The 26,353-nt window shown below is 39.5% G+C and carries 38 protein-coding genes; 33 read left to right on the top strand and 5 right to left on the bottom strand.

Annotated features, from left to right (window positions below):
• Positions 1-25 precede the first annotated feature (25 nt).
• From M2353_RS15700 to M2353_RS15685, 4 genes are read right to left on the bottom strand one after another with little or no spacing between them, the layout of a single operon-like run.
• Positions 26-895, bottom strand: coding sequence for a site-specific integrase (locus M2353_RS15700; protein WP_284726012.1), 870 nt, complete (start codon positions 893-895; stop codon positions 26-28).
• Complete coding sequence (locus M2353_RS15695) at positions 865-1,176, bottom strand: Arm DNA-binding domain-containing protein (protein WP_284725698.1); 312 nt, start codon at positions 1,174-1,176, stop codon at positions 865-867. The genes M2353_RS15700 and M2353_RS15695 overlap by 31 nt, the downstream gene beginning before the upstream one ends.
• A gap of 31 nt (positions 1,177-1,207) precedes the next feature.
• On the bottom strand, positions 1,208-1,654 hold the full coding sequence (locus M2353_RS15690) for an ImmA/IrrE family metallo-endopeptidase (RefSeq protein ID WP_135031159.1): 447 nt from the start codon (positions 1,652-1,654) through the stop codon (positions 1,208-1,210).
• An 18-nt stretch (positions 1,655-1,672) separates the two neighbouring features.
• Positions 1,673-2,092, bottom strand: coding sequence for a helix-turn-helix domain-containing protein (locus M2353_RS15685; protein ID WP_135031157.1), 420 nt, complete (start codon positions 2,090-2,092; stop codon positions 1,673-1,675).
• A gap of 306 nt (positions 2,093-2,398) precedes the next feature.
• Between M2353_RS15685 and M2353_RS15680 the strand changes: the two genes are divergently transcribed.
• From M2353_RS15680 to M2353_RS15665, 4 genes are all read left to right on the top strand, one after another.
• Positions 2,399-2,602, top strand: a complete 204-nt coding sequence (locus tag M2353_RS15680) for a helix-turn-helix domain-containing protein (protein ID WP_034317533.1) — start codon at positions 2,399-2,401, stop codon at positions 2,600-2,602.
• On the top strand, positions 2,602-2,871 hold the full coding sequence (locus tag M2353_RS15675) for a group-specific protein (RefSeq protein ID WP_034317531.1): 270 nt from the start codon (positions 2,602-2,604) through the stop codon (positions 2,869-2,871). The genes M2353_RS15680 and M2353_RS15675 overlap by 1 nt, the downstream gene beginning before the upstream one ends.
• Positions 2,872-3,016: 145 nt before the next feature.
• Positions 3,017-3,667, top strand: a complete 651-nt coding sequence (locus tag M2353_RS15670; protein WP_135031155.1) for a Rha family transcriptional regulator — start codon at positions 3,017-3,019, stop codon at positions 3,665-3,667.
• Positions 3,637-4,095 (top strand): hypothetical protein, encoded by a 459-nt coding sequence (locus M2353_RS15665; RefSeq protein ID WP_135031153.1) that lies wholly within the window; start codon positions 3,637-3,639, stop codon positions 4,093-4,095. Before M2353_RS15670 ends, M2353_RS15665 begins: the two co-directional genes overlap by 31 nt.
• Positions 4,096-4,319: 224 nt before the next feature.
• On the opposite strand, the gene M2353_RS15660 is transcribed toward M2353_RS15665, so the two are convergent.
• Positions 4,320-4,703, bottom strand: a complete 384-nt coding sequence (locus tag M2353_RS15660; RefSeq protein WP_135031151.1) for a hypothetical protein — start codon at positions 4,701-4,703, stop codon at positions 4,320-4,322.
• A gap of 141 nt (positions 4,704-4,844) precedes the next feature.
• On the opposite strand from M2353_RS15660, the gene M2353_RS15655 reads away from it, so the two are divergent.
• The 29 genes from M2353_RS15655 (at position 4,845) to M2353_RS15515 (ending at position 26,351) form a co-directional block, all read left to right on the top strand.
• A complete protein-coding gene (locus M2353_RS15655) occupies positions 4,845-5,597 on the top strand; it encodes a hypothetical protein (protein WP_284725697.1) in 753 nt (250 codons plus the stop codon).
• A 345-nt stretch (positions 5,598-5,942) separates the two neighbouring features.
• Positions 5,943-6,203 (top strand): hypothetical protein, encoded by a 261-nt coding sequence (locus M2353_RS15650; RefSeq protein WP_284725696.1) that lies wholly within the window; start codon positions 5,943-5,945, stop codon positions 6,201-6,203.
• Between the two features lie 159 nt (positions 6,204-6,362).
• Positions 6,363-7,136, top strand: a complete 774-nt coding sequence (locus M2353_RS15645; RefSeq protein ID WP_425332878.1) for a Replication protein O — start codon at positions 6,363-6,365, stop codon at positions 7,134-7,136.
• Complete coding sequence (locus M2353_RS15640; protein ID WP_135031145.1) at positions 7,129-7,485, top strand: replicative helicase loader/inhibitor; 357 nt, start codon at positions 7,129-7,131, stop codon at positions 7,483-7,485. Before M2353_RS15645 ends, M2353_RS15640 begins: the two co-directional genes overlap by 8 nt.
• A complete protein-coding gene (dnaB, locus tag M2353_RS15635; RefSeq protein ID WP_284725695.1) occupies positions 7,482-8,807 on the top strand; it encodes a replicative DNA helicase in 1,326 nt (441 codons plus the stop codon). The genes M2353_RS15640 and dnaB overlap by 4 nt, the downstream gene beginning before the upstream one ends.
• Positions 8,804-9,019 (top strand): hypothetical protein, encoded by a 216-nt coding sequence (locus M2353_RS15630; protein WP_216942367.1) that lies wholly within the window; start codon positions 8,804-8,806, stop codon positions 9,017-9,019. The genes dnaB and M2353_RS15630 overlap by 4 nt, the downstream gene beginning before the upstream one ends.
• Before the next feature lie 110 nt (positions 9,020-9,129).
• The gene (locus tag M2353_RS15625) at positions 9,130-9,324 is read left to right on the top strand and encodes an XtrA/YqaO family protein (protein ID WP_284725694.1); all 195 of its coding nucleotides are present in this window, start codon (positions 9,130-9,132) and stop codon (positions 9,322-9,324) included.
• A 95-nt stretch (positions 9,325-9,419) separates the two neighbouring features.
• Positions 9,420-9,611 carry a hypothetical protein gene (locus M2353_RS15620; protein WP_284725693.1) on the top strand — a complete coding sequence of 64 codons (192 nt, stop codon included), beginning with the start codon at positions 9,420-9,422 and terminating at the stop codon, positions 9,609-9,611.
• Positions 9,612-9,625: 14 nt separating this feature from the next.
• Entirely contained in the window at positions 9,626-10,129 is a 504-nt protein-coding gene (locus M2353_RS15615; RefSeq protein ID WP_284725692.1) for a sigma factor-like helix-turn-helix DNA-binding protein, read from the top strand.
• Positions 10,119-10,553, top strand: a complete 435-nt coding sequence (locus M2353_RS15610) for an ArpU family phage packaging/lysis transcriptional regulator (RefSeq protein ID WP_284725691.1) — start codon at positions 10,119-10,121, stop codon at positions 10,551-10,553. Before M2353_RS15615 ends, M2353_RS15610 begins: the two co-directional genes overlap by 11 nt.
• 186 nt (positions 10,554-10,739) lie before the next feature.
• Positions 10,740-11,282, top strand: a complete 543-nt coding sequence (locus M2353_RS15605) for a DUF6944 family repetitive protein (protein WP_135031133.1) — start codon at positions 10,740-10,742, stop codon at positions 11,280-11,282.
• Positions 11,283-11,564: 282 nt separating this feature from the next.
• On the top strand, positions 11,565-11,819 hold the full coding sequence (locus M2353_RS15600) for a hypothetical protein (protein ID WP_245207117.1): 255 nt from the start codon (positions 11,565-11,567) through the stop codon (positions 11,817-11,819).
• A 32-nt stretch (positions 11,820-11,851) separates the two neighbouring features.
• Positions 11,852-12,499, top strand: coding sequence for a hypothetical protein (locus M2353_RS15595; RefSeq protein WP_284725690.1), 648 nt, complete (start codon positions 11,852-11,854; stop codon positions 12,497-12,499).
• A gap of 130 nt (positions 12,500-12,629) precedes the next feature.
• Positions 12,630-12,815 carry a hypothetical protein gene (locus tag M2353_RS15590; protein WP_135031129.1) on the top strand — a complete coding sequence of 62 codons (186 nt, stop codon included), beginning with the start codon at positions 12,630-12,632 and terminating at the stop codon, positions 12,813-12,815.
• A gap of 5 nt (positions 12,816-12,820) precedes the next feature.
• Positions 12,821-13,099: a hypothetical protein gene (locus M2353_RS15585; RefSeq protein WP_135031127.1), complete on the top strand. Its 279-nt coding sequence runs from the start codon at positions 12,821-12,823 to the stop codon at positions 13,097-13,099.
• Between the two features lie 152 nt (positions 13,100-13,251).
• Complete coding sequence (locus M2353_RS20300) at positions 13,252-13,476, top strand: HNH endonuclease (protein WP_425332877.1); 225 nt, start codon at positions 13,252-13,254, stop codon at positions 13,474-13,476.
• Between the two features lie 67 nt (positions 13,477-13,543).
• Entirely contained in the window at positions 13,544-13,954 is a 411-nt protein-coding gene (locus tag M2353_RS15575) for a P27 family phage terminase small subunit (protein ID WP_284725689.1), read from the top strand.
• Positions 13,954-15,708 (top strand): terminase large subunit, encoded by a 1,755-nt coding sequence (locus tag M2353_RS15570; RefSeq protein ID WP_284725688.1) that lies wholly within the window; start codon positions 13,954-13,956, stop codon positions 15,706-15,708. Before M2353_RS15575 ends, M2353_RS15570 begins: the two co-directional genes overlap by 1 nt.
• A gap of 11 nt (positions 15,709-15,719) precedes the next feature.
• Positions 15,720-16,898: a phage portal protein gene (locus M2353_RS15565; protein WP_284725687.1), complete on the top strand. Its 1,179-nt coding sequence runs from the start codon at positions 15,720-15,722 to the stop codon at positions 16,896-16,898.
• Positions 16,891-17,478, top strand: coding sequence for an HK97 family phage prohead protease (locus tag M2353_RS15560; RefSeq protein WP_342394151.1), 588 nt, complete (start codon positions 16,891-16,893; stop codon positions 17,476-17,478). The genes M2353_RS15565 and M2353_RS15560 overlap by 8 nt, the downstream gene beginning before the upstream one ends.
• A complete protein-coding gene (locus M2353_RS15555; protein ID WP_284725685.1) occupies positions 17,478-18,749 on the top strand; it encodes a phage major capsid protein in 1,272 nt (423 codons plus the stop codon). The genes M2353_RS15560 and M2353_RS15555 overlap by 1 nt, the downstream gene beginning before the upstream one ends.
• On the top strand, positions 18,727-18,993 hold the full coding sequence (locus M2353_RS15550; RefSeq protein ID WP_284725684.1) for a head-tail connector protein: 267 nt from the start codon (positions 18,727-18,729) through the stop codon (positions 18,991-18,993). The genes M2353_RS15555 and M2353_RS15550 overlap by 23 nt, the downstream gene beginning before the upstream one ends.
• Positions 18,983-19,345 (top strand): phage head closure protein, encoded by a 363-nt coding sequence (locus M2353_RS15545; RefSeq protein WP_284725683.1) that lies wholly within the window; start codon positions 18,983-18,985, stop codon positions 19,343-19,345. The genes M2353_RS15550 and M2353_RS15545 overlap by 11 nt, the downstream gene beginning before the upstream one ends.
• A complete protein-coding gene (locus M2353_RS15540; protein ID WP_284725682.1) occupies positions 19,314-19,724 on the top strand; it encodes an HK97-gp10 family putative phage morphogenesis protein in 411 nt (136 codons plus the stop codon). Before M2353_RS15545 ends, M2353_RS15540 begins: the two co-directional genes overlap by 32 nt.
• A gap of 2 nt (positions 19,725-19,726) precedes the next feature.
• The gene (gene gp17, locus M2353_RS15535) at positions 19,727-20,095 is read left to right on the top strand and encodes a tail completion protein gp17 (RefSeq protein ID WP_284725681.1); all 369 of its coding nucleotides are present in this window, start codon (positions 19,727-19,729) and stop codon (positions 20,093-20,095) included.
• 13 nt (positions 20,096-20,108) lie between these two features.
• Positions 20,109-20,729, top strand: a complete 621-nt coding sequence (locus M2353_RS15530) for a major tail protein (protein WP_106035569.1) — start codon at positions 20,109-20,111, stop codon at positions 20,727-20,729.
• A complete protein-coding gene (gene gpG, locus M2353_RS15525) occupies positions 20,729-21,100 on the top strand; it encodes a phage tail assembly chaperone G (protein WP_075621672.1) in 372 nt (123 codons plus the stop codon). Before M2353_RS15530 ends, gpG begins: the two co-directional genes overlap by 1 nt.
• Positions 21,101-21,309: 209 nt before the next feature.
• Positions 21,310-25,524, top strand: a complete 4,215-nt coding sequence (locus tag M2353_RS15520) for a phage tail tape measure protein (protein WP_284725680.1) — start codon at positions 21,310-21,312, stop codon at positions 25,522-25,524.
• Positions 25,524-26,351, top strand: coding sequence for a phage tail domain-containing protein (locus M2353_RS15515; RefSeq protein ID WP_284725679.1), 828 nt, complete (start codon positions 25,524-25,526; stop codon positions 26,349-26,351). Before M2353_RS15520 ends, M2353_RS15515 begins: the two co-directional genes overlap by 1 nt.
• Positions 26,352-26,353: the final 2 nt, after the last annotated feature.

The raw sequence follows: 26,353 nt of genomic DNA, 5'->3' as shown, positions 1-26,353 counted from the left end.
CCCACAAAACACCCACAAAATTTAATTAATGAACATACCGCAGATACATTTCCATTGCCTGGTCTTCAATTTTTTTGGTGACATGGAGATACGTATCTGCGGTTGTTTTTATGCTAGAATGTCCTAACCGTTCCGATACATATTTAATATTCACGCCTGCTTCTAAAAGGTGTACAGCGTGGCTATGTCTCAAGGCGTGTGGAGACAGAACGGGAAGATTAGCTCTTTTACAGACTTCTTTGAAATACTCCCTCACAACATTTGTTTTTAACCATTTACCCTCATGCTGAAAGAATATAGTGTTATCATCGGGTTGAACGTAATTAGTGTACATTAAAACGACTTCATTTCTGTTTACTTTGTGTTTTTTTAGCAATGTTACTGTGTGATCATCCAGTTTTATTGTTCTGTAACTAGATTGTGTTTTAGGTGTTGAAATGTAAGGTTGAGTGTTCAAGGGATATACTAGAGTTTTATCGACTGTTAACTCTCCGTTTTTTAAATTTATATCATCCCATGTTAATGAAAGAGCTTCTCCGATCCGTAAACCTGTTCTTGCAATTAAAGTGAAAAGGACGTAATACTGAATTGAATGTGAATATTTTGCATTCTTAACAGGTGTTTTTACTTGATTTAAAAATCTTTCAGTTTGTGAAAGAGTGAAGAATTTTAATGCTTTTTTCTCCTCCTTCTTTTTAGGTATTTTTATGTTTATCAACGGGTTTTCTCGAAGGATTCTAAAATCATGTACAGCTTCATTTAAAGCTGAATTCATTATACTGTGAATTCTTCTTATAGTCCCTTCGCTATATTTTTCAATCAATTCATTTAACCATTTTTGATATTCATTCCGTTCAATATCTCTTAAACGATAATGTTCCCATCTAGGTAAAATATTGATTCTAATAGTTCTTTCTTGTAAAGAGTAGGTTGTTTTTTTACAGATGGCTTTTTATATATTTCTAACCAATCGGGAAAGTACCCCCCGACTGTTTCGTTTGTTGAATCAAAACCAACATATTCAAGGTCATGCGCCGTTTTTTCCGCAGCGATCCTAGCCTCTTTTTTTGTTTTAAAGCCTCTTTTTGATTTCTCTTTATACTTTTCCGTTCTTTTATCTTTATATCTAATTCTATATTCCCAAGTACCGTTTTCATGTTGTCTGAAACTAGCCAAGATAGTTCACTCCCTGCTTTTATTTTCAGATTCATTCAAGAACATTTGTTCGGTTTTTGTTTAAAAAAATACTGCGGTAATTTTGTACAAGTTCTTTCGGAATGCCATATTCCTTGAATTCACAATAAGTAATACCCCTTTGAACGGAAGAAAACAATAAATGCATTGCAAAAAAGTTTGCTTCCAGTTCAATTTTTTCAGTTGAAAAGAAGGTGTTTCTTTTCAAGAATGGAGTATTAGAGTCGCTATGAAGCAAAGCGTGTCCTAGCTCGTGAGCGCAAACAAAGAAACTAGATTTTTCACTCACCTTTTCATTAATGTGAATGAATTTAGTACGGAAATGTTTGCTGTAATATCCCAGGGTATTCCCTAAATCTTCATGAATTGTAATGATGTTAAGTTTGTTTGCAATGAAAAAAGGATCAGATGACTTAAATTTACTTTGTAATTTTGAAACAATTTCAGTAATATCGCCCATGATTTAAAATATCATCCCTTATCTATATTTATTAGGAGTGTATTTTTGTTTTGCTATTTTCTTTGCTATTCTCAAAGTGTTTTCAAGACTAGCGATTAAAAGTTCCTTATCTTCTTCTTCCATATCATCAAGAATTTGACCATCAAACGCTGCATAACTATTTCCTTCAAGTCCGTTTATAATGTTTTGCAATTCCTTTTGTATGTCTTTCTCATCCTTTTCCGTTAATTCAATACTTCTTTTAACTTCTGTGCGCCCTAAAAGATAATCAGTTGATACATCGAAATAATCAGCTACTTTTTGTAAAGTCTCACTTTTAGGAGAAACATTGTCCCACCTTCTAATTTGTCCGTTTGAAATACCTATTTGTCTTTCAACTTCCGCAAAAGTGACTTTCTTTTCATCACAAAGCCCTTTTATTCTTTTAACCAAACTCATTCTGACCAACCTTTCTCAAGGCTTAACGAATACAAAACGACTAAAAAGTTATTATGATGTGTTGATATATGACTTTAAAGTCATTACACTGTGTTCATAAGCTAATTAATTAGCAAAAAAGACAACAAAAAATGAACCCGATAAAATACAATTTCGGCGCTGGGGAGCATATGAAATGTATGATTATAGGCTTTTTTAAGTCTTGTTTCGCTATGGATTCATAATAGCAAAAAAGTCATTTTGGGTCAATAAGAATTAGCTAATTAATTAGCTTTTTGTATTTTTTGGAAGGAGGCAAGACTTTAAATGCAATTTCTCACAGCCGCTAGAGTTAAGTCAGAAATGTATGTGCAAGGTATGACGCAAAAGCAGTTAGCAGAAATGTTGGGTGTGTCTGCCCCTTATATCAGCGACATCATCAACGGTAAAAAAACGGGAAGAAAAGCACAAGAACACGCTAAACACATTTGCAAAATATTAGGGATATCCGAGAGGGGTGGATGGGATTAATGATCACTTTTGAAATTGATCAAAATCTCTTAGAAGAACAGGTTTCAAAAGAACTTTCAAAAAGACTTGAAGCGATTGAACACAGAGTTACATTTTGGGACACAAAAGAATTGTGTAAGCAAACAAATATGAGCCTCAACTTCATAAAGGAAACATTTTTTTATGATCCGAGATTTCCAAAATATCGAGTCGGCACAAAATGGCTTTTCCCTGCAAAAGAATGTGAACAGTTTTTAATAACTTGGTTGAAAGAACAATCCAGGGGATAGAGTGTTCTCCAAAAACGGGGAAAGGCACAAATTAAAGAATTTTAAAATTCGCTGCAACTCGTTTTGTTGAATGGTCACTCTTTCTTATGTACGGGTAATTTTTGAATCAAATGAATTAAGACATTATTTCGATAGGAGGAACAACATGAATAACAATTTACAAGTAATTGAGCAGAATGGACAATATCTAGTCGATAGTCGGGAAGTAGCTGAAATGACTGGAAAGCGTCACTCGGATTTAATTAGAACAATTAAAGGTTATATTGACACGATTTTAACCGACGCAAAATTGCGTTCGTTAGATTTCTTCGTTTCTTCAACTTATGAGGATAACAAAGGCGAAGTAAGACCTCATTACCTTCTAACTAAAAAAGGTTGTGAAATGGTCGCCAACAAAATGACAGGCGAGAAAGGTGTATTGTTCACCGCTGCTTACGTGACCCAATTTAATCAGATGGAACAAAACTTACAAAGCTTTTCTAATCTTAGCCCGCAGCTTCAACAGATGATACGTCTTGAGCAAAAACAGAACGAAGCAGATGAACGGATTGGCAAACTAGAAAACAATTTATCTATCAATGCGTATCAACAAACGGTCATTCAAAAGCGAATCAACAAACGTGTGTACGAGCTTGTAGAGCGCTATGGAGAAGATGCAGAAGGTAAACGCCGTATGTTCTCGAGCATCCACCGCAATTTTAGGGACGCTTTTGCAGTACCGACATACAAGGATTTAAGAAAGCTAGATTTTGAGGAAGCTATTTCATGGATTGGCACGTGGAGACCGTTGATTTAAACGAAAATCTCACTCCTCAAAGTTGTGGAGTCAAAACAAACAGAAAGAAGGTAAATCAAATGGAATTGTTGATAGAAAACATTTGTCCCGAGCCAGTAGATCGTGAGAGCTTTATCCGAAATACTCGATCTGTTGTCGAACGCAAAGGTCTTGTTATGTACAACAGGAAAGAAGGCTATTACAACGGCATTATCTTTGAAGTTGTTGAACAGGTTCATCATGAGCGTGGCGTTGTTATCAATAGCTTTGATATGAACGGCGTTCCCTGTGTCCTCCGATTGAGAGAAGCGACAGTGGAAGAAATACTAAACGTCAAGGCAAAATTGAAAGCACAGGGTGAAGGGGCGTATGTTCCGATAGAACCTGCAATTTCATTGGACAATATCGAATCACAGGAGGTAACGCGACAAGAGCGACAAACAAAATAAAACAACCCCTGCGATAACAGAGGTTGGAATTGAAAAACATTATAAAAGTTCCCTGAATCTGTACAAAAATCTAACTTAGCAAATGTTGAAAAAGCGGAAAAAAAGAATTTACTGTTGATACAAAGTTGTTTAGTTAAAGAAATCCTTTGGCAATCCAGAAAATGATAAAAATTCAGCAAAAATTAGAACAACTGGATATAGTAAGCAACCATTTGCGAAATCAATTAATCAACATAAAATGGTTTGAGATCAAAAATTTCAGGAAGCTTATTATAATGATTGACTAGTTTTCTGAATTCAAAGTCTGTCCACTGCTCAGACTGACCTGGTGAAATACTATTTATAAACTCATCATTAAATACGTTGAATAGGTGGAAAAAGCGTTCTATTTCTGGATTTTTTCTGGTAATCCCTAAATGATAAATGGTTTGAGCTGTTGTAATGAAAATATTCGCTTGGTTAAGGTGAGCTAGTGCGATTGTGATTCGGCGATCATCAGAGATTTTTCCTGGAGTTTTGAGAGTTTTGTAACTCTTTTCAGCGGCGTACATTCCATTAATTAAATGAATACGCATTGGCTTTATCATGTATGGAGAAATTTCATTCATATATTTCACCCCCTTGTCTTATAGGGACATTATAACAGTGTAAAAGATTAGCAACAAGATCATTGAAATATATTCTATTTCGCAGGTACACATCTTTTTATTGGGTTCCTGACAAAAATACATTTTAGGAGGACGAAACAAATGACAACAATCACAACATGGAATAAGAGACTAAAGAAGGTTTACACCGAGGTAAAGGAGATTGAACCGCTCTTAACCGCTGCTATCAAACAGTATGAAAGTATGTATTCACGTGGGGTTAAAACGATCATGCAGGCCAATTTGAAAGAGATTATGGTAGGAGTGCCAAAGGAAGAAGCCATTGAATTATTGGGTCCAAAGTTACTAGATGTGTTTGAGTGGGACGATATTCTACCAGTGGAGAAATACAGCAAATTCAACGCTTTGGTTTGGGCTAAACGTATTCAAAGAGGACTGAATCAGCAGGATGAAGTCATTAGGTATTATCGAAATCGTCTATGGAGAATTCATTCTTTACTTGAAAAGTTAGAGGAAGTGTATATAAAGAGTAACGAAAAGAAAAAGGTGAGAAAAGTCTTTGAGTTGATGCACCAAGTGACATACCTCATTTTCTTGCGTCCTTACCGTGCTTCGGACATTGCTAACCTTATCGAAATGTGTTTCTTCACAATGACCAAAAACGATTTCTTGTCATTGTTAACAATTGACCGTAGCAAAGAAAGAGCGGAAGAAGTGAAAAGTCACATTGATTCCATTCCGGCAAAAGTTGATTTTAATACGTTTTGTCACTTTGTTCATGATTGGGTGTTAGAGGATGAAAACAGTGATGTGTTTTTCTCAATCCTTTCACACACTAATGTTGAGGCAGCAGTTCAAAGATATGACAAATATAAGTTAGATGAAGCTAATTGAATAAAAAAAGCGCTGATCCATAATGGAATCAGCCAATAATGTGTTCGTAGTGATTAAAGGGTTGTAATAATGAAAAGCGAGAAAGTCAAGCGCTTTTCACAGAATTAATTTATCACAAATAACAATAATTTTCAAATATGTAAACTGTTCTAATTTTGATAGGGCGGCAGATACTGACTCTGTAAGAGATAGGTTAGAAATATATTTACAGAGTCATATCAGCCTAAATTTCTACTAGAAGGAGTGTCCGAAGACAATAAGGAAGTGGGAGTACTTCCTGAAAATAAAATACCATTTAAAGGAATAAATAACAATAATATTCAAATAGAAAAGGAGTTATGTACTATGAAACTAATGTGTACACCTTCAAAGATATCCAAAGCGAGAGCGAAGTTAGAGCATATCGACAACCAAGACAGGAAAGAGGCTTACATGTATGATGCGGGCATGGTCGCCGTTCTCAAGTTTGTTGCGGTCAAAGAGTTTTATGAAACAATTGAAACGTCAGAAATTGAGTGGTCTGAATCGTCTAAAGAAACGCAGAATACCGTAAACGAATTATACAAAAATTGGAAGGGTTTCTCTCTAATTCAAATGATCTTTTAAAGCTATTAGAAGAACTGGATTCAGCCCACGCAGCTAAGGCAAGTTTTGAGATTGAAGATGCTTTCGCAACTGGATTTGTAGTCGGTTTCCGTTATTTGATGGGTGAAGCAGCATACAGCAAGAACGTAAATTTTCTAAAGTAAGGCAAGGGTGATTATTATGACTGGTTGGATCAAATTATATAGGGAATTGCTTCATAAGCCAATTTGGATGACTTCCACGCCCGAGCAAAAGGTTGTCCTCACAACGTTATTAATGATGGTGAACCATAGTGAGAACGAATGGGAATTCAAAGGCGAAAAGTACACAGTGAAGCCCGGTCAAATGATCACTAGCTTGGAATCTATAGTAGCAAATTGTGGAAAAGGTGTGACGATTCAGAACGTCAGAACCGCTTTAAAACGTTTTGAGAATTACGGATTTTTGACCAATGAATCAACAAACAGAAACAGACTCATAACCATTGTTAATTGGGAGGTCTACCAACCAGCAGAGCATGAACCTAACAAGCAATTAACAAGCAATCAACAAGCTACTAACAAGCAACTAACAACTAACAAGAATGTAAAGAATGATAAGAATGAAAAGAAGATAAATAATTCTCGTCACAAGTACGAACCTTGTGACATGGAGAATGCCAATTTGCTTTATCAAAAAATACTTGAAAATAATCCGCAAGCGAAGAAACCAAACCTTGAAAAATGGGCGAGTGATTTTAGGTTGATTAGACAGATCGACAAGCGCACGGATGAACAAGTCAAATATCTGATTGACTGGACACAACAAGATACGTTTTGGAAAGCAAATATATTGAGTCCTGCACGTCTTAGAAAACAGTTTGATCATTTGGTCGTGAAAATAAAATCGATCCATGAAGCGGCAAAGAGAAAAGTGGCTGTGAATGAAAAGGAGTTTGATTTGACGGATGACTAAAAAAGAGACACTTGAATTGCTAAAGATAATCAAGACATACTTCGAACATTTTGAAATAGATCAAGAGAGAATAGACGCATGGGCGAGAGTCTTAAAGCCCGAGGATTATGAGAAAATCGAAGCTAATTTGATAGTTTACGTTAAATACAATCAGTTCCCGCCAAAAGTTGCTGATCTCCTTAACCAAAAAGAAAGACATTCCCGCTCCGCAGCCATCCCGAACGTTGAGGAAACTCATAGTTACCTTTCTGAAATGGACAAGGCTGAACCAACCGAGGAAGAACAAGAGCAGATCGAGCGGCACAAAGCAGAGATACGAAAGGTACTTGGAATAGGTGATCCATCATGACAGGAGCGGTATTTTATTACAACGATGAAGCGGAGCAGCAATATCTTGGCGCAATCTTACAAGAGCCGGATTTGATTAAATATTCGCAGCTCAAGCCGCTGCATTTCTACCGCCAACATAATCAATCCATTTTCAAAGCCTTTCAAGAGCTTGATAAAAAGGGCGAACCTATTGACCTAGTCGCAATTATTGAACATGTGGGACGAGAAAATATAAAAAGTATAGGCGGTAGAGAATACTTATCCGGGTTGATGAACACGGCAGCCACCACCGCAAAACAGTCCTACTTTGAAAATGTGATCATTGAATACTGGCAAAAGCGAGAGATTGCAAAAATAGCCGCTGACCTTAAAGAATCATCCAAAAGTGAGGACACAAGTCAAGTCATTCAAGAAGGTATTAGCTCTCTCATGAGTTTAGAGGATGCAACAGGCACAGACGACGGGTCTATCAAAAACGATCTTGTTGAAATCTATCAGGAGTTAGAAACACCTAAAGGTGATGTAACTGGTATGCCTAGCGGTTTTACTGAATTGGATCGAATGACGTCGGGTTTTCAGAAGCAAGAATTTATCATCGTCGCCGCTCGTCCATCCGTAGGAAAAACCGCCTTTTGTTTGAATGTCGCAAGTAACTTCATGGAAAACCCGCTCAACTTAAATAAAGGCGGAGCGGTTGGCATCTTTTCGCTTGAAATGTCACGTAAGCAATTAATAAAACGGATGCAATCAAGCATAGGAAACATTAATGCTCAATCCATTCGCACGAGTAATTTAAACGCTGATGAGTGGGGCAGATTAAGCAAAGTGAACGGGGTTTTAGATAGTGCCGCTCTTAGAATATTTGATCAACCGGGTATGACGATTAATGACATTTGGGCAAAGGCTCGCAAGATGAGAAGGGAATTTGAAGGCAAGGACATGATGATCATTATTGACTATCTGCAATTGATCGTCGGAAATCCAGTCCACAGAGGAAATAGAACAGCAGAAATCGGAGAAATTAGCCGTATGCTCAAGCAGATGGCAAGGGAATTGGACATTGCTGTCATAGCATTGAGTCAGCTTTCACGTGGAGTTGAACAACGCCAGGATAAGCGCCCTATGATGTCAGATATTCGAGAATCAGGGCAGATCGAGCAAGACGCTGATGTGATCGCCTTCCTTTATCGTGATGATTATTACGATAAAGAAACAGAGAATAAGAACATTATTGAAATCATTATTGCTAAACAGCGTAACGGTCCAGTCGGAACTGTGTCACTAGCGTTCGTCAAAGAATATAACCAATTCGTCAATTTGGAATATAGGCAATCGTCATGACGGTCAAAGATTGGTATAACGAGGCGATGACATTCAATTATTACGCCTTGATATTGCTGATCGAATTTCTTGTTTACGAAAAGGCAGTATTAAAATGGACGGACCAAGAAGAAAAACTATTCTTTTACTTACAACCAAAATTTAAAGAAAAGATGAATGAGCATTTAAAGAACTATCATACAAAAATTCAATTGGAGGAATCGGGCATATGAATCAAAAGAAGGTGCATCAATGACAAAGCGACTACTCATCTTTTATATCGTGTTCGGATCGGTTTCTGTTTTGGCTGTTATGAATATGAATTAAGGAGGCAATGAAAGACTTGAGATTACAAGACATTCCAAGTAAAATTATAGATATTAAGGCATTGCATTCAGGAAAAGAGTCAATTGTTTTAGTTTTATCTGATGGCGTAGCGAGATATGCGAGATTACCATCTCATGGTGAAACAAAAATCGTTACACATGACAATAAAGTAACTCGTGTAAACTTCAACGAAGGCGAGTTATTCAAATAAACCGTTCTACCGGAAAGCCGGGGGACACTGATCATGACAGCATAAGAGCTGTTTGGTTGGTGTCCTTTTTTTATTTTCAGAAAGGAGAAAACAAAATGAAAACGATGAGAGCTGCTTTTATCAAAGCGGGTTATAAATCTATGCCAACTAAAAGAACTGACGTTCTTAAGAACAAATGTACCCGAAATCGCGCGCAGGAGCTTTCAGAAGAAGAAATAAAAGCACTCATGGGTGTTTACCGCCCAACATATAAAAGAGGGCGTGGCGGGGCATTTAAAAGCAAATAAAAGGGGGTGGTATTTTGAAGGATTTAATCAAGGAATATAAAGTAGCGTTAGAAGAGACTAAAAGAAGTTTGGTAGCATCTACAGACGAAGGAGAAATGAAAACGTACCGCTCAATGATTTCCGACTTAGAGTATGCGATTGAGTGGATGGAAACAGAAAGGCAACCCAGCTCAAGACGTGGCATGTATCGCCGTTCCTATTATCAACGTACAATACTTGCAGATAATGGGTTTCTTGATGCTTTATCTAAAAAATACCACGTTCCCGAATCTGACCCGCATTCAGTATGCGAAAATGAACTAGATTTAATCGAGTATGCCATGTCAACACTGACGCAGAAGGAGAAAGAGATATTCATAACCGTTGTTGGTCATAATGTATCTTTTAGTAAATGCGCTGCACTTCACGGAGTAGCGAAAGGGACGATTCAAAAGAATATAGAGAGGGCAAGAAAAAAGATCGCTCTAAAGGTAGAGGAATTGAGATCGGGAGAAAGGAGATATGCTAATGTTGGGTGAACCGCCTGTAATTGATAAAAAAGAAACGAGAAAAAGAGTTGAAAGGATTCTCGACAATTATCGTTTGTATCTTCTTCAGGTTCCCGATGATATGCTGCCTAAAATAACGGCCGGATTTAGTATCGTCCCTCCAGCTGTGACGAACGCTTTTCATTCATCTACAGAGAGTACGGCCATAAAACGTATTGAGTGGGAGCAAAAACGAAATGCATATCTTGAGAGAGTGCAAAAGGCTGTCAATCGTCTTCCGTATAATGAGAGACAGATCATTATAAAACGTTACATGCAGCAAGAACCTGTTTTCGATTACCAGGTTTACAACGAGATCGGCATGAGTGAAAGATCATATACACGCTTGAAAGGAAAGACGTTCCTAGACTTGGCGTATGCGCTCAATGAAGTTGTATTTAAAGCACCTGTTTAGAGGTGTTTTTATTTTGGCGTTTTATTGGCGGAAAACTGGCGTGTTTTTGGCGTAATGTTGGCGGAGCATGACAGAAAAAAAGGTTGTAATATTGTATTATGCGATAAATTGATAGAGAGACATATATAAATGACGCACATAACTGAAAAGTGAACATAAACTGATAAAAAAATGGAATGTTCATTTATGGATAATAAATCTAAAAAAATACTAGGGTCATTTCTTTCTATGATAGGTACAATACAATCTGCTCTAGGTAGCACGCCTGATTTTCCATTAGATGAGGAACAAAGATATCAATTTGATATTATAGGTAATACTTTACAGGCTGTAGGGAGTGGTTTATCTGCGGACGGGCAAGAATCTGATTTTATGGGAGCTGTTGGGGATCAAATTCAGGCAACAGGAAACTCAACTGTTTTAGTTGGTTTGTTAATTTATAAGAAAGATAATCCTGATCTTGCAGAAAGGGTAGTAATTTCGGGGAATTGGCTGCAAGCGTTAGGGAGTTTTGTAGGTCTTGAGTTTAATGAAAATGAAAATATCAGTGTCTTAGAAAGTAATATAGGAGGAATCCTTCAAGGGATCGGAAACTCATTACAAGCTATCGGAGGAATTGAGACGTTACGCCCGAACGTCACCTCTTTTAAGGATGTTGGCACTCTTGGAAGTTGGATACAAGCAATTGGCAGTGTTATATCTTTTCTTGTGGAAGTAAGTGATGAATGAACTGAGAGCGGTTTTCGTGGTGGTTGCATAGAAAAGGGATGTAACAAGCGGTTAAGAGGGTGAAATGGTCAAGGGCCGCATTAGCTCATCTGCCAAGTGTAGAATGAGAATCCGGTTTTCGCACTGCGATTATCGTTTTTTAAGGGTTCGGGGTTAGCCCGGACGGTCACGTTGCTGATAAGGCCTTGCTACTAATTACTATGTAGGGTGAGTCCATCACAGCCTTATCATGGATAGCAAAGTGATTTGAAGCGTCTTCCTTTCAGGGGGGCGCTTTTTTATATGGAGGTGTTAGCAGTGGTAGAACTAACCGTGACATCTATGGAGCAACGTGTGCAAGAAATTCAAGAACCTTTCGAAGAGTCGTATTTTATTAAAACGATTAAACGCGTTCCTTATGTCGTTGTGAATGCTGAAATCAAACACAAGGACAACGTGATTAAATCAGAGTATACATTCTATGATGCCGAGGATATGTCTTTCAAGGAAGCACAAGAGCGCATAAAGGACATGCTGGTGAGTGGACTCACTGATTGATTTTGTGGAATAGATTACGGGAGGTAACAAGAATGGGAAAAGAGAAAAAACATACTGTCGAAGTCACAGTTGGTGAAAATCAACAGATCGAGAACTTATCTAAAGAAATTGAATGGCAGTCTAAAAAGATCATCAAGCGTGAACAAAAATTAACTGATGCGGTAGTAGCAATTACTCATTTGAAGTATTTGATTGAAAAGGTGCTCCCTTCTGATATAGAGACAAAAGGTGTCAAAAAGCCAACGATAAGTAAGAAATATGTTCCATACGAAGAACGCAGAATTATTGAACACGGTATCGAATATGCACCAATGGTTAAAGGATTAGGGAAGCCTATTTTAATGACAAAAGAAGAAGAGGAGAGCCTTGAACCTCAGACATTTGAAGAACCACCATTATTACAAATCACATTGAAAGATATGGATTCTATTCCCGAGGTAATCCATAAAGGTGAATCATTGGAATGGCTAATCAATATAGGTTTCAATTGGGAAACTTCTGGACCCGATGAATTTGGTTCTGCTTATATCAATCTACAAAATGCGGATGTGGGATGTAAGCATCCTGTTGAAAATCGAACGGAGTATAAACGAGGAAAAGCAATGAATGAGCTTCCAACTAAAGATGATTTAGTTTGGGATAAAGAACGAGGCGTTTATATTCTTCCGAAGAAAAAATAAGACTGACAGCACTGTTCAATAGGATGGTGCTTTTACTATTTGCTGTAAAACGTCCCTGTCTGTTTTCAATATCAAATGGCGGCTAACAAACAGGGGCGGCTTAGATCAAATAATAAAGGAGAGATTGGCGATGTCATTTACAAAACCAACAAGTTTGAGTCTTGGAAAGTCATCTGATGATGATGTGAAAGATAAAGAAGAGCGAGACTTTCAAAGAAACCTTCGTTTAGGGATATTAACACTAAATGAAGTGCGGGCTCATTATGGACTAAAGCCCATTGGAGAGATTGGCAATGTCATTTATAAAAGGAGGTAAGAGCAATGAAGCCTATTAAAGAAACGTCAGAAGGTCAGATCATGTGGGATAAAAAGAATCATAAAGTAGTGTTTATCCCGAGACATCAAATGAATGGATCAACACAAGAAGATGAAACACCTGTGATTGAAGAAACAGTACAGCGACATGAAGATGATCCGGCGCTTGATGAGCTTACGAAAGAGGAACTAATGAAGCTTGCTGCAGATCGAGGCATTGAAGTAAAGCCAGCAATGAACAAACCAACGATCATTGAATTGTTAAGCGCAGCTGATGAAGAGTGAGATACTGCATTCATGATGGATGCCGTAATCTCTTAGAGCCTGGCAGATATTATTGTGACGAGCACCGCAAGAAGAGGAAGCCGAAAGGAAAGAAACGTAATGCCTTTCAATCAGTCAACAAGTCTTTTTATAGATCGGATGCCTGGCAGTCTATGAGGCAGTTCATTTATGAGAGAGATAAAGGCAAATGTACAAAGTGTCATAAATTTGTCTTTGGAAAGTCTGCTCACGTTCACCATATTGAACCAATTTCAAAAAGTCCTGAATTGAAACTTGAGGAAACAAACCTCACTCTTCTTTGCAACAAGTGCCACGCAGAGGAAGAGAACAAAATGAGCAAAGCCCCCCCTTCAATCTTTGAAAAATACTTTGGCTAGGGGACAGGGTAGGGGGAGGCTTGCGTGTAAAAAGACAAAATTTTCGAGGGGGGGTAAGGGCTAAAAAATGGAAAAGGATGATAAAAAAGCACGGGCAGCGCAAACAAGAAAATTGAACAAAATTCGTAAAGATGAACATGAAAAAATCGTCGGTCTTTTAAAAGCAATTGGAACTTATTCAACATCCCTTACGCCTCTAATCGAAACTTATTTAGATGCTTATGTTGTTTATACAGTGATGTATGAAGAATGGCGTAATGACGGGTTTCAGGCCACAATCATGTATATAAATAAAGCTGGCCACGAAAACGAAATGAAGCACCCTTTAGCTCAACAGGTTGCCGACTGGAATAGTAAGATAAGTAAGCTCTTAGAGTTGCTAGGATTGACACCGAAGTTGCAAAAAATGGTCAACGGTTCTACACCAAAAAGCACTGACAAAATACAAGCATTTGCGCAGAAATGGGCTAAAAAATAGTGATTGAACCGGGCGTAAACTACGCTGATATATATGCAAAACAGGTGTTAAGCAACAAAAAAGAACATTGTAAGGCGGTCATCAAAGCCGTTGAGCGTTATTTGCGATGGAAAAAACGAAAAGATATTTGGCTAGATGTGGACGCTGCTAATAGAGCAATGGATTTCATTGAAACCTTCTGTAAACATTCAAAAGGTGAACTAGCTGGGAAGCCGTTAACATTGGAATTGTGGCAAAAATTTATATATACGAACATCTATGGATTTTATAAGAAAGATGAAAAAGGCCGTGAAGTCAGAGCGGTTAGAACTGCATATGTTCAAGTGCCGAGGAAAAACGGGAAAACGGTTTTAGCGAGTGGGTCGGGCACTTATGCATTATATGGTGATGGTGAACTTGGTGCCGAATGTTATACAGCTGCAACGGATTCAGATCAAGCCAATATCGCTGCGCAGCAAATAGCATCTACAATCATAAATAGCCCAGACCTAGATGAGGTCACTCAAATTTATAAAGGGCAAAAAGGAAAGATAAATGCGATTTGGTACCGTTTTTCAATTGATGGTGTGGAATATGCGAACTGCCTTGTTCCCTTATCCAAAAATACTAAAGGTCTTGATGGAAAGGGCCCTCATTTTGTTCTTTTAGACGAAGTACACGCCCAGGACAATGCGGACATGTATGACATTCTTAAATCAGGAATGGGATCACGCTTGCAACCACTCATGTTCATTATTTCTACAGCTGGAAAAGGGACAACGTCTGTAGGTTTGCAAATATATGAGTATGCTAAAAGTCTATTGAATTTAAGAAAAGATGAAGAAGATGACACTTCTTATTTCACTTTCATAACGGAACCCGACAAGGGTGATAAATGGGATGATCGCAAGGTTTGGAAGAAAGTAAATCCGAACTGGGGAGTAAGTGTCCAGCCTTCTTTCTTGGAGAGTGAATTTAAAAATGCTCAACAAAGTGCCGAGCGTAAAGATGAATTTTTAGCTAAATACTTAAACATTTTTGTGAGAAGCACAGGCGCTTATTTTGATAAAGATATTGTCGGAAAAATGATACTCGATGATAACGGGGAAATCATACGTGACATAGGGGATTATTCCGGGTCCGAGGTTGTCTTGGGTCTCGACTTGTCAAAAACAACTGATTTGACTTGTGTGTCAATTAATATACCAACACACGATGATTCCGGCCGTTCAAGACTTGTGGTCAAACAAATGTATTTTATTCCTGACCATAACATTGAAGGGCGTGAAAAGACTGAAAACATACCTTATCGGCAAATGGCCGAAAAAGGTTTTTTGACGTTTTGTCCTGGAAGGTCCATTGATTATGACATGGTCATTCGTTACATGATTGAATGTGCGCAAATGTATGATGTCATTCAAGTGAACTATGATCCGGCGCTATCTGAAAAAATCATTGAGTCGTTAGAGGCAGAGGGTTTTACATGTGTAGAAGTTAAACAATATGGAGCCGTTTTAAATAGCCCGCGGGATGATGCAGAAGTATTGATGTATGAAGAGAGAATTAAAACAGACAATCCACTATTTATTTATTGTATTGAGAACGTGGTGGCCGAAAAGAATTACCAGGGCTTAAAAAGGCCATCGAAGAAACAGAGCAAGAATAAGATTGACGGCTTTTCGGCTTTCCTTACAGCGCACAAAGAAACAATGATGATGATGGAAGATTACAGCAGCGATGAATATGAATCGATGCTAGATGAATTATACCGTTAGGGGGTGAATGCGTGGGAATTGTTCAACGAATTAAACAGCTTTTTTCATCAAAAAGGAGTGTTGATCTATTCAACAATTCTTTTTTTAATTTTGGGACATACGTGAATGATGACAACATCCTAAGTTCAAGTGATACTTATTATCTTTTGAAATTAATAAGCGATCAAGTTGCACTTGCAAATTTCATTGTAGAAGATGAGACAGGCAAAGACATATACACGGGACAGGCTGCAAAAGTTTTGAAACAGCTAAACAACCCGAATGACTATTTAACTTCTTATGAATTTAAAAAGCTGCTGGTTAATGTATATCTTCTTAGAGGTGAAGTGTTTCTTTTTCAAGAAGGATCGCAGCTGCACATCTTAGACAATGTTTATGCTGAAATGACGAATTACGGATATGAAAAATATTCGCTAGGTGGTCAAGGCATTCCAAGATACATGATTAGACATATAAAAAATATCGGTGTGAACCATTTGAAAGGTGTCGGCTTGCTTGATTTAGCACGAGAAACGCTAGAAGGAGTTATGAATGCTGAAAAGGCACTGACCGACAAATATAAAAAAGGTGGATTAATGACGTTTTTGCTCAAACTTGAGGCGCACTTATCACCTACGAATGGGAATCAAAATAAAACAGTCAAAAAGATTCTTGATCAACTCGAAGACATTAAGGATTCAGGAAAAACAAAACTCATTCCATTAGGTAAAGGTTATGAAATAGAAGCTCTTGAGTCTCCTGTGGATGATGAAAAAATCCTGAAATATCTTAGTATCTACAAAAAAGATTTGGGGAAATATTTTGGCCTTGATAAAGAGCTGCTAGATAAATTGGAAGAGAAAGATATGGAACAAGCTATGATGAAATTATTCACCAGCTGCTTGAAGCCAATTTTTAAAAACATTGAAGAGCATTTGACGGCTTTACTACTTGGAGAAGATAGCGGCTTGAAAATTAAATTCCGTCACGATTTACTGGATTTTGTAGGCATTAAAACAAAAACAGAGATCGCATACAACCTAGTTCGAACGATGATCGCCACGCCTGACGACGCCCGCAAAATGCTTGGATGGGACCCACTCAACACAGAAGAGTCCTCAAAACTTTATGTAAGTAAAGATTTGGTCGGTATTGATCGTCTTCATGAGGAAGCGGCAAACGCTTTGAAAGGTGGTGAGGATGATGGGTAAAGAAAAACGCACATTTTCAATAAAAGGGCTTGAGGTTCGAGAGTCCGGCGAAGAAGCAGCACCGTCCAAAATTGTTGGATATGGTGCTGTTTTTGATAGTCCGGCAGATATTGCAGGATGCTTCACGGAAATTATTTCACCAGGAGCATTTAAAAAGGCGCTTGATTCAAATTCAGACGTACGGGCCTTATTTAATCATAATTGGGATTGTGTTCTAGGCCGAGTGAAGAGCGGCACCCTGATGCTTGAGGAAGATGAGCGGGGCCTTAGATTTGAAGTGACACCACCTGAAACAACCTGGGTGGAAGACCTTAAAAAAAGCATGAAGCGTGGCGACATTGATCAATGCAGTTTTGGTTTTATAGTCACAAAAGACGAATGGAATTACGAAGTAGAGCCAGCAGTGAGAACAATCAAAGAAGTCGAGCTTTACGAAATTAGTGTTGTGTCTCTTCCTGCTTATGAAGATACAGAAGCCGCAGTAAGATCGGGAGACATTCTAAAGAAAGCAAAAGAAGAGCGTGAACATTCAAAAAAGAAACAAGCAATCATAAATAAAATACAGGAGGTTTTACTATAATGAACATCAAAAAAATCCTTGAAAATCGCAAAAAGCAAATTGAAAACAGAATGACGGAAATTCGTGAAACAATCGAAGGGGAAGGCGCTACGGATACTACTCTTGAAGAATTACAAAAAGAAGTTGATGAACTGGCTGAGGAGCTTGCTGAAATCAAAAAAGAGCTTGATAAGTCAGATGACAATAAAGATGGCGGGGCAGGCGACACCACCCAAACAAATGAAGAAGACCGCAGCGCAACACTTAAAGACAAAGAGCAGGAAAAACGTAATGCCCTTGCTGATTCTATTCTGTCTTCTCTTTCTTCAAGATCACGTGAACAAGCAAAAGAAGGAGAAGTAAGAAAGGGGTTTGCACAATTTGTAGCGGGTCAAATTTCTACTTCTGAAGCTAGAGCGATGGGTCTGAAAACAAACGGTAATGATATTTTTGTACCTGATGTCTTGGCATCTGAAATCTTAACGTATGCACAAGAAGAAAACCCATTAAGAAAACACGGTACAGTGTATAGAACAACAGGTACACAAGGTTTCCCAATCCTAGTTAAAAAGTCGAAAGTTAATCGACATAAGGACGAACGAGGAAAGAATGAGCCTATCCCTGAAACAGATATTTCTTTCGAAGAGTATGCACTTAATCCATCTGAAACGGATGCGCTAGTTCTTGTCACGAAAAAATTACTAGCACGCACTGATCTTCCTATTGAACAAGTTATCATCGACGACCTCAAAAAAGCCTATGTGGAGGAAGAGGCAAGTTTCTTCTTCAATGGTGCTGATAACCCAGGTTCATTGTTTGAAAAAGCGGTGAAATTCACAACTACAGAAACTGATCCTTATAATCGTTTTGTCAGATTAAAGAATACATTGCCGACAGCTATTTTAAAGCAGGCTAGATGGATGACAAACAGAGCGGGCTTAACCCTAATCGAAACATTAAAAGACAAAGAAGGCCGCCCGTTGCTGCGTGAAACAGGCATTGAAGGTAAATTTGGTGAAGCGGTTCTTAATTTCCCTGTGGAAGTTTCTGATTATGTCGATGGTGACAATCCTGAAATCCCACGTTTCTTCTTCGGTGACTTCTCAAAATTCCGTGTGCAAGATGTTATCGGATCAATGGAAGTGACAAAGTTGAATGAAAGATATTCAGATACAAACCATGTCGGTCTTAAAATTTGGAATCTGAATGACGGTCAATTGGTTCAGTCACCTCTTGAGCCTGCCATTTTCCACATGGAGTTGAACCCGGATGGCTCAACACCGACTGAATGATCAATTAAAAGAGCATTTACGGCTTGATGACGGGGAAGAAGATACTTCCCTGTCTTTTTATTTAACAGCTGCGACAAATTACGTCAGGAACGCCACAGGCGGCGAAGATGACTATTTGATTGTTCTTCTTGCTGGCATTCTGTTTGAGTATCGTGTTGAAAAGAACATTGATCAAGCATTAAATGCATTAACACCATTTATTATCCAAGCGGATATGACAAGGGGTGTAGAAGATGGCACATAATCCAGGAAAACGCCGCCATAAAATTCATATTCAACACAGCGTGCCTGGGCGGAATCCTGAAACAATGAAACCTGTTCAAGAATGGGTGACGCACCGGATGGCTTGGGCTGAAATTCTACAGCCGAAAGGAAATTGGGTCATCCAAGCAGCAGCACAAGGACAACAAAACACGGTCTTTTTCCGCATAAGACACAAAGAAACAACAGATAAAACGGGAACTATGCGTGTTCTTTTTGCGGGGAAAGCGTACAGAATTAAATCAATCATGCCTGATCTCCAATATAAGGAGTTAATGGTGATTGAATGTGTGGGGTGGGATCATGAGGATCACAGCACAAGCGGAGGGAATTGACGAGGCCATTCAACGGCTTCAAGAGGTTGGGGCGAATTTGAAAAAAGCACAACCGAAAGCCTTGAGAGCTGGCGCAAAAATTCTAGCAGAACAAATGAAAAAAGAAGTGAACGTTTCTGATATTGACCATGTTCATATTAGGGACGACATCAAGGTAAGGCAAACACCGAAAAAAGAACGTGTTTATGCTGATGCGGTTTCATATGATGTGGGACCTGGGAAAGAAACCGCCTGGCGTGCAAGATTCCACCATGAGGGCTATGTCGCAAAGAACGGGCGTTTTGTAAAGGGGAATCCCTTTGGAACACGGGCCTATAGAGTTAAAAAAGATGCGATCAATCAAGCCGTATTAAAGGAACTGCAAAAAGGAGCAACATAATCATGATTGATTTTGAGCCAATTGTGACGAAACATTTGCTAGATGATCCGGTCATTCAATCAATGACCGAAGGGAGAGTTTTCGCAGGAGACTTCCCACTTGAATTTAAAGCGGAATTCCCGCATATCTTGGTTGCTGAAATGGACAATGTAGATGTCGAATACACCGACAACAAGGCAACACATTCAGAGATAGACATACAAGTTAATATATGGATTCATGCGGAAGATAGCATAGCTGCTATACAGCAAGCCGTAGATCAAAAAATGAAAGCCCTGGGATGCAAAAGAATCACGGTTTCTTCTTTCAACGAAATAGAAAGAAGTGCTTTTAGAAGAGCTTTTTTATATAGAACAATTGTGAAACATTAAAGGAGGAAAAAGCATGTCAGTCATTGTAGGTTTAGAAAACCTTGTTTATGCCGATTTAACTGAAAACGGAAAGTCTTTTGAATATGGAGAGGTAAAACCCTTTGCGCCACTATGCGCAGCAAAAGTAGACACTAGCACAGACTCATCAACGGTTTATGCTGATAATGGTCCTATCATTGTGCTTTCATCTACAGGTGAAACAAAAGTGACAATTGAGACAACTGAAATCCCGCAGGATGTATTGGCCCACATTACCGGCCAAAAGATTGTAGATGGTGTAATTGCATGGAAACAAGACGCTATCCCGCCATATATTGCATTGGGCTTCACGGGAACGAAGGAAGACGGCAATGTTCGTCATGTGTGGTTAGTAAAAGGCCGTTTCTCGATCCCATCCACTGATTGGAAAACAAAAGAGGACAAGCCGGAAGCGCAAAAAGAAAGTATCGAAGGAACCTTTGTTCAGCGGAGTGATAAAGTCTTCAAAATCACAGGAGACAGCAGCGTAAAAGGTTATGAAAAATATCGTGAAAAATTCTTTGATGAGGTATTTGATATTACGCAGCTGGAAGAAACGAGCGGTGCTACTTCTTCTAAAGTAGATACAACTAAATCTAGTGGGGGTGCTGCTTAATGTCGAAGCCGTTAGAAATCACGCTGCGTATTGATCAAAATGATCAAACATTTTATCAAGAATTTGTGTCTTTAAAATATAAACGAAAGGCTCTTGAAATTGAACTGGATGCCAAAAAAGAAGATATTGACCCAGGGGATATTGAAGCACGCCAACTCAATTTAATTTGGGAAGTGTTCGGAAAACAGTTCACGAAAAAGCAGCTTGATGAAGGTTTAAACGCCATCGGTTTCCGTGATGTCCTATATGATATTATCGGGGTTGGCCTTTTAGGCTATCCATCCAGGGAAGAAATTGAGGCGAGAGAGTCGGAAAATGATTTGGGAAAGCTAGTGGAAAAGCTGATGAAAGAGCAAATGGAACAAAACTGATCACGCTTGAAAAAGCGTACGAGAATATTAAAACGCAATATTTGCAGCTAATGCGTCAAGGGTGGGTCCGTCCCTCAAATTGATGAGATGGATTACCCTTTTTATATTGAGCTTCTTGAGCACTTGCCAAAAATGGAAAGTGAAATCAAGGAAGAAGAAAGCAAACCGAAAGTCGTGCCTATAGATAAAGTGTTTTAAGGAGGGAGAGCATGGCAGCCAGTGAAGTGACAAATATGATTATGCGTTTAGGCTTTGACGATGGCGGGACATCTGCGGGCATTGAAAATATAGCAGAAAAAATGGCCCTTGTTAGAAGTAGCATGAAGGCTACTGCTTCCCAATTTGGACACTTTGGGGACGAGTCGGAAAAACTTAGACGCAAACAAGAAGACCTTTCACAGCTTTATGAATTACAAGGAAGCAAGATCGAGCAGTTAAAGAAAAAGTATGAAGTGTTAGCCAGGGAAAAAGGTGAAAATTCAAAAGAAGCCTTGCAGCTGGCGACTGTAATTAATAGAGAAGTGACCAACCATAATCAGCTTGAGCGTGCTCTTCGATCAACTACCTTACAAATAAATACACAAAATTCAGCTTGGACAAGAGCCGGAAACAGCTTGCAAGAATATGGTGAACGTCTTCAATCAACTGGAAACAAGATGTCAACAATCGGAAAAGTGGGTTTTGCCGCAATTACGGCACCTGTTAGCGCACTTGGCGTGATGGCTGTTAAATCTGCGGCCGATGTTGAAAAGGCACAAGGGAAGATTGCTGCTTCCCTCAACTTAACCAAGAAAGAAGCAGCCGAGGTGAACAAAGTCACAAGAGAAATGTGGCTATCTGGCTTCGGTGAGTCGATGGAGGAAGTAAATCAAGGTGTCATCGATACACGTAAAAACCTTCAAAACCTCAAAGGGGATCAGCTTGAATTAGCAACTAAAAGAGCTAATATTTTAAAAGATGTGTTTGAGTACGAGATCCCGGAAAGCACGAGAGCGGCCAAAGCACTCATGGATAATTACGGTGTGGACGTGGCGAAATCATTTGATTTTATCACGGTAGCCGCACAAAAAGGCGGGGACTATTCCAACGAGCTTCTTGATACGGTGAGCGAGTATTCATCTCAATTTAGTTCAGCGGGTATATCCATTGAAGGCATGTTTAACATCATGTTGCAAGGTGCTAAAAATGGCGCTTGGAACATGGATAAAGTTGGTGACGCAGTAAAAGAGTTTAATATTCGTGCGCAGGACGGTTCAAAAAGTACCGTTAACGCATTTAAAGATATTGGCCTTGATGCTGAAAAGATGGGTACGGCCATTGCAGAAGGTGGAGAAAAAGGACAAAAGGCATTCATGGCAACTGTTTCAGCGATTGCGGCCGTAAAAGACCCACTTGACAGGGATGCGGCTGGTGTCGCTCTTTTTGGTACCATGTGGGAGGATTTACGGGGGAAAGTCGTGACATCCTTAGACCCAACAAAAGACATGCTCGGGCAGGTGGAAGGCGCAACAGAAAAAGCAGGAAAAGCGATAAAGGATAATTTCAATGATCGTGCTGTTATGGCCTTCCGCAAATTGATGTCAAACCTTTTGCCGATTGGTGAAATTTTGCTAGAAAAAATCGAGCCGGCACTTGATAAGGCTGGCGATGCGGTTGATCGTTTCACAAAATGGTTTCTAGGCTTAACACCTTCAATGCAAAATACTATTGTAATTGCTGGTTTATTGGCTGCTGCTTTTCCTCCTGTTATCATTGCCCTGGGTTTGGTTGTTTCCAGCATAGGGACCGTTACGGGAGCATTAGGCAGGGGGGCGGTTGCGTTTGGTCGTTATCGGGCAGAGGCAGCACTTGCAAGAACTTCCACGTCACAACTTGCCGCCGCAAATACTGCCGCAGCTGCACAAATGAATATCAGTAATGCAGCAGTGACAAGGAACACAAGGGGCCTTCGTGGTTTACGTGGAGCTTCAGGCCTTGCAGGTACAGCGATGATGTCCTTTGGAGGTAAATGGGGCTCATTGTTAGGCGTTGCAACGATGTTCGCACCGGAGATCGCAAAAGGCGCACAATCTTTATTTAATTTCAGAGGAGGCGCACGAGTCGCTACGACTGCTACATCTAGTCTAGGTGCCGGCACAGCTCAAACAGCAGGAAGGTTTGCCGGATTTGGCGTAAAGGCGCTAGGTGTGGTTAAAAGTCTTGGGAATGTTGCCCGAGTTGCAAGGGTAGGTATGGCAGCATTCGGCGGCCCGGTCGGTTTAGCTGTGACGGGTGTGTCTTTATTAGCTGAAGGCGGTTATAAACTATATAAGCATTTAAAAGAAGAGCAAATACCCGCCCTTGAGGACTTCGGGGAAAAGGTATCTGAAAGTACCACGAAATCGGTCCTTGGTTATAAAAAATTAAATGATCAAGCAACCGCACAACTAAACCAACTGAACTGGTCAGGGCAAAAGGTGTCTAAAGAGACAGCCGATAACATCGTAAAAAATTTCAATACGATGGGTGATCAGATAAAACAAAGCATTGAAACGAAAGGGAATCAAAGTTTTGAATCACTTAGAAAATTCATGGCCAGCAGCAAAAGCCTTTCTCAAAAAGAACAGGAAGCCATTTTAAACAATGTTAAAAAGAAACAGAATGAGCAAGTAAAATCCGTGAGTGATGGCGAAGCGAAAATAAAAGCGATCTTAACCCAAGCGAGTTCAGAGAAAAGAAACCTTACTCAAAAAGAAAAAACAACGATCAATAATATTCAAAAGAGTATGATGACAACGGCCGTTAAAACAATGAGTAAAAGTGAAGTTGAACAAAAGGCCATAATGAGTAAATTACAAACCGAATCTAAAAGTATCACGGCGAGACAAGCAGCGGACACCATTAAAAACAGCATCAAAGCAAAAGAAGGCGCAGTGAAAGAGGCTGATGATAAATATAATAAAACGGTTGCTGCCGTTATCCGTGAACGTGATGAAACGGGTTCGATTTCTACGAAACAGGCAAACAAACTTATTAAAGAGGCGAAAAGACAGCGTGACGATTCTGTTTCAACAGCGAAGGACATGCATAAAAAAGTGGTCAAAGAAGCGAAAAAACAAGCAGGCGACCACGCTGATGAAATCAATACCGAAACCGGAGAAGTAAAAACCGGTTGGGAAAAAATGATGGATATTGTTAATAGTGCTTGGAACTGGATTCAAGGTCTCTTCGGTGGAGGAGATAAGAAAAAGAAAAAATCTAACCCACCAAAGTTAGGCACGGACGGCAAGGGAAAGTATTTAGAAAACCGAGCTTATGCAAAAGGCACGCCAGCAACAGGGCATCCAGGCGGGCTTGCTGTTACGAGTGAAAAGGGTCGCGAATTAATTCATGAGCCAGGAGTCGGAACCTATGTGTCAGGAAATTCCGGCCCAGAGCTGCGCTATTTAAGAAAAGGGTCATCCGTTCTTCCAAACAGAGAAACCGAACGTGTTTTAAAACGTCATGGGATGCCTGGATATGAAAATGGTGTAGGAGACTATTTTGATTGGATCATGAAAGGACCGAAATTCCTTTGGAATAAGGCTACTGAAAAATTCGGTTTGAATGATGGTTTACTTCCTTCGTGGTTCACGAATGTGAGCGGCAGCCCAGTAGAAGCCATTGCAAAACTTGCATTCAGTGGTGTTGATTCTCTCATAGGTTCCATTGGTTCTTTCTTTGGTGGCGGTAACGCTACTGAAAACGTGAAAAGATGGGTGGCTCAAGCCATTTCAATTGCGGGTATTTCTCCTTCTTTCGCAGGAGCTTTACAGACAATTGCGATGAAGGAATCAGGAGGAAACCCGACCGTCGTTAACAATTGGGATAGCAACGCAAAAGCGGGGCACCCGTCACAAGGGCTAATGCAGTTTATCCCTTCTACATTTGCAGCGCACGCAAAAAAGGGGTTCACAGATATAAGAAATCCTGTTCATCAAATACTAGCTGCGATAAATTATCTCAACAGTCGATACGGGGGGATCAACAGACACCCTGGTCTTGTGAATATGAGTAAAGGCGGGAAATATATTGGCTACGCAGCGGGCGGCGTTTCCCCAGGAGCAGGAGGCACCAAACTAGCTGCACTGAACGAAAGAGGATATGACGAACATATCATTACAACAGACCCGTCATATCGTGAAAGAAGCCTAGCAATTTGGGCCCGTGCTGGCGCTGAATTAGGTGTCAATCCACAGTCTGCACCAAGCGGGATGAATTTGGAGCCGATGACATCAAGACAAGATACAACAAACGCATTATTACAAGAACAAAACGAGCTTTTACGTGAAATTGTCAGCACTGGCGGTGTCATCAAGGTTGGCGAAAAAACATTTGCGAAAGTCATGAATAAAATCGGTATGAAGCAGCTTCAAGATAAAGCGGTATTGATGGGGGGATGGTGATGATTGAATTTGATCTTATTATTGACGGGGAGCGTTTAAATGATGTCTTCCCCAATGTCTTTCTAACGTCATTTGAACCCGAGGCACCATCATTCGATAGAAAAAACTTTACAAATTCGAGCCGCCACGGTATTCAGACACAAAGAAAGAGTCGTTTTACACGTTTGAAAGAAAGAAAAATACTTGTTGATCTTACAATAGACGCAGCAAACGCAGAGCATTTTTATTTAGTAAGATCAGAAGTATATGAATATCTTGGCAGGCCCGATCCATACGAAATCATATGCACGTTTCGACCTGAAAGGAAATGGCTTGTTGTGTGTGATGACGCATATACCATTGGTCAGGAGCAGGGGAAAACGGGTGGAACTTTTACAATCACGCTTACGGCCATTGAAGGGTGTTCACAGTCGGTGCATGATAGCCGATCACCACAGGAATTGCAAAGTGAGAGATTCATGGGAAGAAATTTTGAACGTTATAGAGAGCAGCCTTTTCGATTTAAAGAAAGGGCTTTTTCTGTTTATAACTATGGTGATGTGAGACTGTCACCTATTGATCATGAGTATACAGTCAATATGTTTTTGGCTGGAACAGACATAAAAATTGAGAACAAAACAACAGGCGAATTTATTACATTAGTAGGCACTCAATCAAAAAACAATTTGTTGAACGTGATAAAGCAGTATGTTTTTAAAGGTTCGCAAGCTGTGGAAAGAAGAGGTCGCTTTCCTGAACTCATGCCAGGTAAGAATGACTTTGTGATTACGGGTGCAACGTATATCGACATTGAATTTATTACTCATTTTTACTACAAAGGAGGGTAAGC

The organism is Bacillus aerius (assembly GCF_029894105.1).
In the GTDB taxonomy this organism is placed as follows: Bacteria; Bacillota; Bacilli; order Bacillales; family Bacillaceae; genus Bacillus; species Bacillus altitudinis.
The sequence above is the reverse complement of the archived record's forward strand: the minus strand, read 5'-3'. Positions and strand labels throughout refer to the sequence as shown.

Coding starts and splice junctions, on each gene's coding strand:
- M2353_RS15620 (WP_284725693.1), top strand. CDS start 9,420: ATGAAAACGATGAGAGCTGCTTTTATCAAAGCGGGTTATAAATCTATG.
- gpG (WP_075621672.1), top strand. CDS start 20,729: ATGTCGAAGCCGTTAGAAATCACGCTGCGTATTGATCAAAATGATCAA.
- M2353_RS15515 (WP_284725679.1), top strand. CDS start 25,524: ATGATTGAATTTGATCTTATTATTGACGGGGAGCGTTTAAATGATGTC.
- M2353_RS15545 (WP_284725683.1), top strand. CDS start 18,983: ATGGCACATAATCCAGGAAAACGCCGCCATAAAATTCATATTCAACAC.
- M2353_RS15665 (WP_135031153.1), top strand. CDS start 3,637: ATGGATTGGCACGTGGAGACCGTTGATTTAAACGAAAATCTCACTCCT.
- M2353_RS15540 (WP_284725682.1), top strand. CDS start 19,314: ATGAGGATCACAGCACAAGCGGAGGGAATTGACGAGGCCATTCAACGG.
- M2353_RS15680 (WP_034317533.1), top strand. CDS start 2,399: ATGCAATTTCTCACAGCCGCTAGAGTTAAGTCAGAAATGTATGTGCAA.
- M2353_RS15600 (WP_245207117.1), top strand. CDS start 11,565: ATGGAGGTGTTAGCAGTGGTAGAACTAACCGTGACATCTATGGAGCAA.
- M2353_RS15585 (WP_135031127.1), top strand. CDS start 12,821: ATGAAGCCTATTAAAGAAACGTCAGAAGGTCAGATCATGTGGGATAAA.
- M2353_RS15675 (WP_034317531.1), top strand. CDS start 2,602: ATGATCACTTTTGAAATTGATCAAAATCTCTTAGAAGAACAGGTTTCA.
- M2353_RS15610 (WP_284725691.1), top strand. CDS start 10,119: ATGTTGGGTGAACCGCCTGTAATTGATAAAAAAGAAACGAGAAAAAGA.
- dnaB (WP_284725695.1), top strand. CDS start 7,482: ATGACAGGAGCGGTATTTTATTACAACGATGAAGCGGAGCAGCAATAT.
- M2353_RS15660 (WP_135031151.1), bottom strand. CDS start 4,703: ATGAATGAAATTTCTCCATACATGATAAAGCCAATGCGTATTCATTTA.
- M2353_RS15595 (WP_284725690.1), top strand. CDS start 11,852: ATGGGAAAAGAGAAAAAACATACTGTCGAAGTCACAGTTGGTGAAAAT.
- M2353_RS15550 (WP_284725684.1), top strand. CDS start 18,727: ATGGCTCAACACCGACTGAATGATCAATTAAAAGAGCATTTACGGCTT.
- gp17 (WP_284725681.1), top strand. CDS start 19,727: ATGATTGATTTTGAGCCAATTGTGACGAAACATTTGCTAGATGATCCG.
- M2353_RS15640 (WP_135031145.1), top strand. CDS start 7,129: ATGACTAAAAAAGAGACACTTGAATTGCTAAAGATAATCAAGACATAC.
- M2353_RS15520 (WP_284725680.1), top strand. CDS start 21,310: ATGGCAGCCAGTGAAGTGACAAATATGATTATGCGTTTAGGCTTTGAC.
- M2353_RS15530 (WP_106035569.1), top strand. CDS start 20,109: ATGTCAGTCATTGTAGGTTTAGAAAACCTTGTTTATGCCGATTTAACT.
- M2353_RS15590 (WP_135031129.1), top strand. CDS start 12,630: ATGTCATTTACAAAACCAACAAGTTTGAGTCTTGGAAAGTCATCTGAT.
- M2353_RS15690 (WP_135031159.1), bottom strand. CDS start 1,654: ATGGGCGATATTACTGAAATTGTTTCAAAATTACAAAGTAAATTTAAG.
- M2353_RS15630 (WP_216942367.1), top strand. CDS start 8,804: ATGACGGTCAAAGATTGGTATAACGAGGCGATGACATTCAATTATTAC.
- M2353_RS15605 (WP_135031133.1), top strand. CDS start 10,740: ATGGATAATAAATCTAAAAAAATACTAGGGTCATTTCTTTCTATGATA.
- M2353_RS15650 (WP_284725696.1), top strand. CDS start 5,943: ATGAAACTAATGTGTACACCTTCAAAGATATCCAAAGCGAGAGCGAAG.
- M2353_RS15555 (WP_284725685.1), top strand. CDS start 17,478: ATGAACATCAAAAAAATCCTTGAAAATCGCAAAAAGCAAATTGAAAAC.
- M2353_RS20300 (WP_425332877.1), top strand. CDS start 13,252: ATGAGGCAGTTCATTTATGAGAGAGATAAAGGCAAATGTACAAAGTGT.
- M2353_RS15645 (WP_425332878.1), top strand. CDS start 6,363: ATGACTGGTTGGATCAAATTATATAGGGAATTGCTTCATAAGCCAATT.
- M2353_RS15655 (WP_284725697.1), top strand. CDS start 4,845: ATGACAACAATCACAACATGGAATAAGAGACTAAAGAAGGTTTACACC.
- M2353_RS15560 (WP_342394151.1), top strand. CDS start 16,891: ATGGGTAAAGAAAAACGCACATTTTCAATAAAAGGGCTTGAGGTTCGA.
- M2353_RS15685 (WP_135031157.1), bottom strand. CDS start 2,092: ATGAGTTTGGTTAAAAGAATAAAAGGGCTTTGTGATGAAAAGAAAGTC.
- M2353_RS15575 (WP_284725689.1), top strand. CDS start 13,544: ATGGAAAAGGATGATAAAAAAGCACGGGCAGCGCAAACAAGAAAATTG.
- M2353_RS15670 (WP_135031155.1), top strand. CDS start 3,017: ATGAATAACAATTTACAAGTAATTGAGCAGAATGGACAATATCTAGTC.